The sequence below is a fragment of the Candidatus Infernicultor aquiphilus genome, assembly GCF_002784285.1.
In the GTDB taxonomy this organism is placed as follows: domain Bacteria; phylum Atribacterota; class Phoenicimicrobiia; order Phoenicimicrobiales; family Phoenicimicrobiaceae; genus Infernicultor; species Infernicultor aquiphilus.
The window spans coordinates 1-338 of the sequence record NZ_PFKO01000292.1 but is presented as its reverse complement, the minus strand read 5'-3'; the positions used below and the strand labels follow the sequence as shown (position 1 = coordinate 338).

Annotated in this window: 1 protein-coding gene; it reads right to left on the bottom strand. The window is 47.0% G+C overall.

Going from position 1 to position 338, the window contains the following annotated elements; translation table 11 throughout:
- On the bottom strand, window positions 1-338 hold a 338-nt coding region (locus COZ07_RS08000), incomplete at both ends, for an InlB B-repeat-containing protein (protein WP_406608039.1).

The window sequence follows — 338 nt, the reverse complement described above, 5'->3', positions numbered from 1 at the left end:
ATCTCCGTAAGTATCATCTGTATTACTATTCAACCAGTTCACGATAATAGTTGTATTACTCTGCCCAGTTCCAATCCCTGTTCCTGTTCCTCCAATCAAAGTTCCGTAGCTGCCCCATTGTTTGCCCGTCCATTCAGTAGATGCGGGGGCGGCTTCCAGATACATCCAACCATCGGAGTAACCACCTTCTTTAACGTAGAAAATCAAACCCCCTGCAGGACCGGTATCACGAAGGGCATAAAGAGGTGTCCATTTGGCATAGAGGGTTATATTAGAGGTCACCGTATCAGTAGCAAAGTCCCAGGCGTTTGTACACCCGGATTCTTTATACCAACCGG